Raw genomic sequence first — 8015 nt, forward strand, 5'->3', positions numbered from 1 at the left:
TATATATTAAAGTATTTTTTAGATTAAATAAAAGTTGCTATAATCGCGTAAAAATATAAAAAATGGAGATAAATTTCTATGGATGACTCGCTACTTGAAGGTGCGGTAAAATTTATGGAAGATGGCTTTTTAGAGCATGAAGAGCTCTTTAAAAGTCTACAAAATAGACAAGACCCACATACCCTTTTTATATCCTGTGTTGATTCAAGAGTAGTACCGAATTTGATAACAAACTGCCTCCCAGGCGAGCTTTTTATGGTGCGAAATATCGCAAACATCGTGCCACCTTATAGAGTGAGCGAGGAATTTTTGGCAACGACTTCTGCTATCGAATATGCATTAGAGCTTTTAAATATCAAAAATATTATTATTTGCGGGCACTCTGACTGTGGTGGATGTGCAGCGCTTTATATGGATGAAAAAAAGCTCAAAACTACACCAAATGTTAGAAATTGGATAAAGCTAATAGAACCAATTAAGAGAGAAGTGCTTAAATTTACAAGCGACGATCCAGCAAAGATGGCGTGGCTAACTGAGAGATTAAATGTGATAAATTCGATCGAAAATATAATGACTTATCCAAATGTAAAAGAGGAGTATGAAAGAGGAAATCTTCAAATTTATGGCTGGCACTACATTATAGAAACCGGTGAAATTTTCAGCTACGATTTAAAAGAGGGCACATTCAAACTTTTAGCAGATAAAAGGGATGAAAATGCGTAAAATTTTAACCATCGTCTTGCTCTCATTTATAATGCTTTTTGGTGCTGAAAATAATAAAACTCAAGAAGAAAATATACTAAGCCTAACAAATCAAATTTTAACTTTAAATAATCAAATCCAAATCATAAAAGCACAGCAAAAAGATACAAACTCAACGAAAGCTGATAATTCAAATTTAGCTGGACTTCAAAAGAAAAAAAATGACCTTTTGGAAAAAATTCCACTATATGTTATGCAGATTGAAGTAACTCAAAACGATATTGATAAATTTATTTTGCAAAAAAATAATTTAGAAAAAAAAGTAGCTAGATTAGAGAAGCAATCAAACAAAGATGCTTACGTTCAAAGTGCTATTGAGCTTGAGAAAATGAAGATAGATTATGCTTATTTATCGGCTTTAATTAATCTTGAAGAGATATTTAAAAAAGGTGCTAAAGCAAACTCTATAAAAGAGGTTATAGATAACGGACTTTTAAATTTACAAACAAATTCTTACGTCAGCATAAAAGAGCTAAAAGATTCGCTAAATGAGACTTCAAGCTCTTACGATAACGCATTTGCCGAGCTTGATCTAAAAAAAGAAACTGATGAGGAAATCTTAATCTATCTTAAAAACAATGCCGATCTTCTAAGCTCAAGCATGATCTTATCAGAGCTAAATTTAGTCGATACGGTCGAATATATAAATAAGCTAACTTCTATAAATTCGGCAAAATTTAACGTTGGCAAGATCGTAGTTATAATCGTAGTATTTTTATTTTTTGTCTCACTTACAAGAATTCTCGCCAAGCTTACATACTGGCTTATGTCACTCATTGCATCGGGCGAAGGTGTAAAGGAGGCAAAGGATCAGATAGTAGATATCGTTAAAAAGCCTATCTCTGCACTTCTTATCATTTATGCACTAAATATTTGTATCGGTGTTGGCTTTTATCCAGTGCCAGTGCCACTAACTCTAGCAAATATTTTTTCGATCGTCTATATAGTCGCATTTTCATGGCTTGTTTTAACTATCCTAAATGGCTATGGCATAGTAATAATCGATAAAATCGCACAAAAGAGTAGACGAAAAGAGGTCGTAAATTTAGTTTTAAAAGTAGTCTATGTAATTGTATTAATAATCGCACTTTTACTAATTCTTCAAAAGCTTGGCTTTGATATATCAGCACTCATAGCTTCACTTGGTATCGGCGGTCTTGCTGTTGCATTTGCGGCAAAAGACATCATCGCAAACTTCTTTGCTTCTGTTATGATGCTTTTTGATAATTCATTTTCGCAAGGTGACTGGATAGTTTGTGGTGATATAGAGGGTACTGTTGTTGAGGTTGGCTTTAGAAAGACGACTATCAGAAGTTTTGATAATGCTTTAATCTTTGTGCCAAACTCAAAGCTAGCAAGTGATCCTGTTAGAAACTGGAGTAGAAGAAAAGTTGGTAGACGTATCAGAATGCTAATAGGCATTGAGTATGGAGCGACAACTGATGAGATTAAAAAATGTGTAGATGATATAAAAACTATGTTGATAAATCATCCAGATATTGCTAAAAGTGAGGATATAACAGCAAAGAAAAAAGGGCTAAAATATAGACAAAGTATAGTTTCAGTTGATGATTATGCTGGATATAAATCAAATTTATTTGTCGTAGTTGATGATTTTGCAGATAGCTCGATAAATATCTTAGTTTATTGTTTTGCAAAGACTATCGTTTGGGGAGAATTTTTAGATGTCAAGCAAGATGTAATGCTAAAGATTATGGATATTTTAAAGCAAAATGGTCTAAATTTCGCATTCCCAAGCCAAAGCTTGTATATTGAAAGTGTCAAAGATAAAATTTAAGGAGAAAACAATGAGTGATGATTTTGACTATGAAGAAGTAGAAGAAGACTACTCTGAATTTAATGACGATGAGGACGATAGTACCGGTAGTTATGACTATAATTACGATGAAAATGACTACAACTACGAAGATAGTGATGAGGACGAAGATAGTTACGACTCTTATTAGAAATACTTAATGAAATTTAATGGAATAAATTTACAGGGAGTTTTGTTTGACACACGATTTTGTAGATCAAAGTAGTTATAAAGCGATCGATGATATCTATAAAACGATATTAGATGTTATGATTGTTGCAAATGCACTATCTTTATTGCTTTTTATGATCATAGCTACACCACTACTTTTTATGTGCTTATTTTTTATAGCAGCTGGAATATTGCTTAGAATAAAATTTGACATAAAATATAGAGTATTAATATCCCTTGCATTTCACCTAAATATCATATTGCTTGTTACTATTATTGTTACTACTATGGGTTGGAATACTGGAATTTGGATAATACTTGTTGGTGTAATTTTTATAAACTACTTCCTAGCGTTTGATTCAAAGAGTCTTACTTATATAATGGCATTTTTAGAATTAATCTTGCTTATACTTCTTTATTTTATTCACAAAGATGAGGCACCACTGATCCCATCGGCTATACGAGGGTCGATAGTTATATGCAGTATTGTTTTTGCTTTTTTTATTGTTTTAAGACTTTCAATGTTTGCAGATATCATCACTTCTAGTGGATATCAGCAAATAAGAAAAGAGACGGAAGAGCTTGAAAAAGACTCAAAGCATGATTTTTTAACGCAGCTTTTAAATAGAAGAACAATAGAAAAAACTTTAAGATTTGAACTAGTTGCTAATAAGGAAAGAAGTGGTAATACAAATTTAGTCATAATGCTAGGCGATATTGATAATTTTAAAAAAATAAACGATACATACGGGCATGACTGCGGTGATGAGGTCTTAAAAGATGTAGCCAGTGCTTTAAAGAAATCATTTAGAGGTAAAGACTATGTTTGCCGCTGGGGTGGAGAAGAATTTTTGATAATCTTGCCCGATACAAAGATAGAATTTATCCACGAAGTGAGTAAAAGACTTAAAAAACAGATAAACAACGCAAAGCTTCCAGATAAAACTCCAGTTACTATGACCTTTGGCATGCTAATATGTGCAAATGGTGTTGAGGTGGATTTTGAGCAAGCCATAACTTTAGTAGACAAGCTGCTTTATGAAGGCAAGCTAAATGGCAAAGACCGTATCGAATTAGAAATTTTAAAAAAGGGCTTGGATGCGTAGAATTTCACTCTATACGGCTCAAAAAATTATCATATTTTCAATATTATTAACTCACGTCTGTTATTTTTTTATTTTTTTATTTATGAAAGAAGAAATTCTAGCAGTTATGAATGTATTTTCAGTAGCAACCTATCTTTTTCTTTTAAGGCTTATTTACGATAGCCCTGAAAATAACAAGATAACAATGGTAATAGTCCAGCTTGAAATTTTATTTCATGCATTAGTTTGTATGCTGACACTTGGATGGGGATATGGATTTGGGTTATTGTTTTTAGCGTCGTCGCTAATACTATTTTTTACTTCATTTACCTATAAATTTTTTAACTACATAATAGTTGCAGTGCAAATAATTTTATCCATAGCCTGCTATGTATATTTAGATGGACAGCCTGTAAAAAATTTTGACGGCTTTAGAGATCTACTTTTTGTTTTTAACTTAAGTATGGTTTGTATATTTTCGGTTGTTGTTTCGTACCTTTTGGAAAGCTCAAATTTATTTATATTTTTAAGTATCTTAGAGGAAAAAGAGATGGCTGAAAATATCTTAAATCACGATCCATTAACAGGGCTTTTAAATCGTACTTCGATGCAGAAAATTTTAAGCCAAAACGATCTATATAAAAATAGGGACTTTGCTATCGTTATGTGCGATATTGATAACTTTAAAAAAATAAATGACACTTATGGACACGGCGCAGGAGATGCTGTTTTAAAAAGCTTATCAGGCATATTTAAAAACACATTTAGAGATAAAGATAGAGTAGCTAGATTTGGCGGAGAAGAATTTTTAGCAGTCGTCTTGGGCGTAAAAAAAGACGCAGCTGTAAGTATCGTAGAACGTGTTAGAGAGACTTTGAGTAAAAATATAGTTGAGTTTGAAAACATAAAGATCAACGCAACTATGACTTTTGGAGTAGTTGCTCATGATGGTACGGGAGAATTTAACTTAGAAAAGATGATAAAACAAGCTGATAATCTACTTTATGTTGGTAAGCGAAGTGGTAAAAATATTGTTATGAGTGCAGATTACGACCCAAAAGTATAAATTTAGAGGCAAGAGCCTCTAAATTTTAATGTCCATACATTATGTTTGGCAACCAAAGAGAAATTTGTGGTATATAAGTAACCAAGATAAGGCCAAAGAACAAAGTAAGTGTCCAAGGCAAGCATGCCATGATGACCTCTTTTAAGTTCATATTTGTAAGACCGCTTGCGACAAATAAATTTAGTCCAACAGGCGGAGTCACCATACCTATCTCCATATTTACAACTAAGATAATGCCAAAATGTATCGGATCTATGCCAAGTTGCGTTGAAATCGGAAGCAATAGTGGCACCATGATCATGATAACGCTTGAAGGCTCCATAAATTGACCCATGATAAAGAGCAGGATATTTACAAATATCAAAAATCCTATCATACCAATATTTGCGTCAAGTATCATCGAAGCGATCGCTTGAGGGATCTGCTCGCTAGTTAGCAAATATGCAAAAACAACGGCGTTTGCGATAATGAAAAATATCATAGCTGTTGTAAGAGCCGAGTCTAGGCAGATGTCCCAAAGATCTTTTATCTTTATATCTCTATAGATAAAAAGTGAGATAAATAGCGCATAGACCGCACTTGCCGCAGCAGCTTCAGTAGGAGTGAATATGCCTCCATAAATTCCGCCAATGACTACGACGACGATTAGTAAAGCCCAAAATGCTTTTGCAAATTTTTGCACTCTTACTTTAAATGGCTCAGCCTTAGTAGCTTTAAAGCCAAGCTTTTTTGCGCCAACATAGGTTTGAACGAGCATAAAAGCTCCAAGCATAAGACCTGGCACAACACCCGCCATAAAGAGCTTACCAATACTTACCTCAGCAGTTACGCCATAAACTATCATAACAACTGAAGGTGGGATCAAAATTCCAAGCGAGCCAGCCGTTGTTATGCCGCCCACTGCGTACTCTTTTGGATAGCCAGCCTCTTTTATCGCTGCAAACATAATTGAGCCAATAGCTACAACCGTCGCAGGCGAGCTTCCAGAGACCGCTGCAAAGATGATGCAGGCAAATATCGCACTCATAGGCAAACCACCTGGCAAGTGTCCGACCATAGACTTTGCAAAGTCGATAATACGCCTTGCTGAGCCGCCTTTACTTAGTAAATTTCCAGCCAAGATAAACATCGGTATCGCCATTAGCGAAAATTTATTGATACCATCAAATATAAGCTGTGGGATCGTAGCGATGTCTATGTCTGTAAAAAATATCATCGTTAAAACAGTGCTAGTTCCCAGTGAAACAGCCACTGGCACGCCTATTAGCATCAGTGCAAAAAGTAGGATAAATAAAAATGCTATTGTCATCTTTTTTCTCCTTAGTCTTTGACTACGCTACCATGAGCTAGCTCATGTGCTTCGTTACTCACAACTTTTTCAGCAGGCGTTAGAGCTACTTTTATGGCTTTTTCAGTCGAGCGGTAGCTAGCTGTAACGAAGGCTATTGGAAGTACTACCATAGGTACCCATTGTGGTATGCCAAGATCTATTATCATCTGCTCGATCTCGTGAAGAATTTGTAGATAATCAATCGAATAAACAGCGATAAATAACAAAAACACAGTAGTTAGTACATGAGAGAAGATTAAACATGCTTTTGCAAGGGCTGGTGGAAATTTTTCCACCAAAATAGTTACACTGACGTGAATGCCCTTATTAAAGCCATATGCCGCGGCAAAAAACGCCGACCAGATAAAAAGATAGTTTGATAGCTCGCTCGCCCAAGACCAGCTTTTATCGAAAAAATATCTAGCCATAACATTTGCAAAGGCTAGCAATGTTCCACTTGCGAGCCCAACTACTGCGATAGTTTTATTTAGTGAGGCTATCGCTATATCAAGGACATTAAAAAAGCTCTTCATTATTTTGTCCCAAGAGTCTTTTCTATAAGGTCTTTACCGATAACATCGTAAAATTTAGGATAGATTGATTGCATAACCTTCTGCCACTCAGCCTTTTGTGTATCATCGATCTTATAAATTTCTAGTTTTTTACTAGCAGCGATGTATTTTTCAAGCTCAGCTATGACGTGAGCGTCCTCTTTTGCTGTCTCTTCTCTCTCAAAAGCTGTTGCTTCGCTTAGGGCTTGTTTTACATTTGCTTTTAGATCATCTGGTAGCTTGCTCCAAAATTTATCGCTCATAACGACTAAATAGCCCAAATATCCGTGGCTTGAAAGTGTAAGCGAGCTTTGAACTTCGTGAAATTTTGAGTTATAGAAATTTGAAAGTGGGTTTTCTGTCGCATCAACTACGCCTTGTTGAAGTGCAGAGTAAACCTCTGAAAATGGTAAAACTTGTGGGTTGCCACCAACTACTTTAATTTGTTCTTCAAGTACCTTTGAGCTTTGGATTCTAAATTTTTGTCCTTTTGCATCTTCTGGCACAAGAACTGGCTTTTTGCTTGAGCTAAAATGCTTAAATCCAGCATCCCAATAATCAAGCGCCACAAAGCCTTTTTTTGTAACAAGGGCTTTTAGCTCCTCGCCGACCTCGCCATCTTGGACCTTATGAAGGTGCTCTGCATCTTTAAAGATGAAAGGTAGGTCAAATAGCTGAAACTGCGGCACGATAGGCGTAAATTTTGAAAAACTTGGAGCTGCCATTTGAACATTGCCAAGCTTTAACGCGCCAAAAACTCTATCGTCGTCAAGTAGCTGAGCTGATGGAAAAACTTGAACTTTTAATTTACCGCCGCTTAGCTCCTCAGCACGTTTAGCAAAAAAGTCAGCTGCCTTGCCTTTTGGTGTAGAAGCTGCAACAACGTGAGCAAATTTGATCGTATAGACCTTGTCTGCACCAAATGCTAAGCCACTGATGGCACAAGTAAAAAGTAAAGCTTGTAAGAATTTCATCTTTTATCCTTTGTAATGGTGGGGTAACACTTGCTTCACTTGAACTTGCATCTAACGCAACCAAAGAGGCTAAACTAATTGCAGTTAGTTTCATTTTTTTTCCTTATACGATTTTGTTACCATGATTATAATCTATATATTTTAATTTAAAGCTTAACAAATCATACACTTTTTAATTTTTGTTATCATCAGTTTACTGATTTTAACTAAAAAAGTATATTTTGATGATTTGGCCCTTACAAAGTATCTTAAAAAGTGGA

General features: G+C 35.0%; 8 protein-coding genes. 5 read left to right on the forward strand and 3 right to left on the reverse strand.

From position 1 onward, the window contains the following. The first annotated feature begins 78 nt into the window (after nt 1-78). The 5 genes from CYP43_RS01160 (at nt 79) to CYP43_RS01175 (ending at nt 4900) form a co-directional block, all read left to right on the forward strand. On the forward strand, nt 79-723 hold the full coding sequence (locus CYP43_RS01160; protein WP_103582191.1) for a carbonic anhydrase: 645 nt from the start codon (nt 79-81) through the stop codon (nt 721-723). Next, nucleotides 716-2560: a mechanosensitive ion channel domain-containing protein gene (locus tag CYP43_RS01165; protein WP_103582192.1), complete on the forward strand. Its 1845-nt coding sequence runs from the start codon at nt 716-718 to the stop codon at nt 2558-2560. Before CYP43_RS01160 ends, CYP43_RS01165 begins: the two co-directional genes overlap by 8 nt. Before the next feature lie 10 nt (nt 2561-2570). After that, nucleotides 2571-2729 (forward strand): hypothetical protein, encoded by a 159-nt coding sequence (locus tag CYP43_RS09430; RefSeq protein ID WP_180998621.1) that lies wholly within the window; start codon nt 2571-2573, stop codon nt 2727-2729. 46 nt (nt 2730-2775) lie between these two features. Then, nucleotides 2776-3855, forward strand: coding sequence for a GGDEF domain-containing protein (locus tag CYP43_RS01170; RefSeq protein WP_258032117.1), 1080 nt, complete (start codon nt 2776-2778; stop codon nt 3853-3855). Between the two features lie 82 nt (nt 3856-3937). Further along, nucleotides 3938-4900, forward strand: a complete 963-nt coding sequence (locus tag CYP43_RS01175) for a GGDEF domain-containing protein (RefSeq protein WP_345917492.1) — start codon at nt 3938-3940, stop codon at nt 4898-4900. Between the two features lie 25 nt (nt 4901-4925). Here CYP43_RS01175 and CYP43_RS01180 read toward each other — a convergent pair whose 3' ends face one another. Genes CYP43_RS01180 through CYP43_RS01190 form a run of 3 tightly spaced genes read right to left on the reverse strand, consistent with a single transcriptional unit; the run spans nt 4926 to nt 7755 of the window. Further along, a complete protein-coding gene (locus CYP43_RS01180; protein ID WP_021091123.1) occupies nt 4926-6209 on the reverse strand; it encodes a TRAP transporter large permease in 1284 nt (427 codons plus the stop codon). An 11-nt stretch (nt 6210-6220) separates the two neighbouring features. Beyond that, the gene (locus CYP43_RS01185; protein ID WP_103582194.1) at nt 6221-6763 is read right to left on the reverse strand and encodes a TRAP transporter small permease; all 543 of its coding nucleotides are present in this window, start codon (nt 6761-6763) and stop codon (nt 6221-6223) included. Next, on the reverse strand, nt 6763-7755 hold the full coding sequence (locus CYP43_RS01190) for a DctP family TRAP transporter solute-binding subunit (protein ID WP_103559406.1): 993 nt from the start codon (nt 7753-7755) through the stop codon (nt 6763-6765). Before CYP43_RS01190 ends, CYP43_RS01185 begins: the two co-directional genes overlap by 1 nt. Nucleotides 7756-8015 lie beyond the last annotated feature (260 nt).

It is taken from the genome of Campylobacter concisus (assembly GCF_002913045.1).
GTDB classification, from domain to species: domain Bacteria; phylum Campylobacterota; class Campylobacteria; order Campylobacterales; family Campylobacteraceae; genus Campylobacter_A; species Campylobacter_A concisus_AP.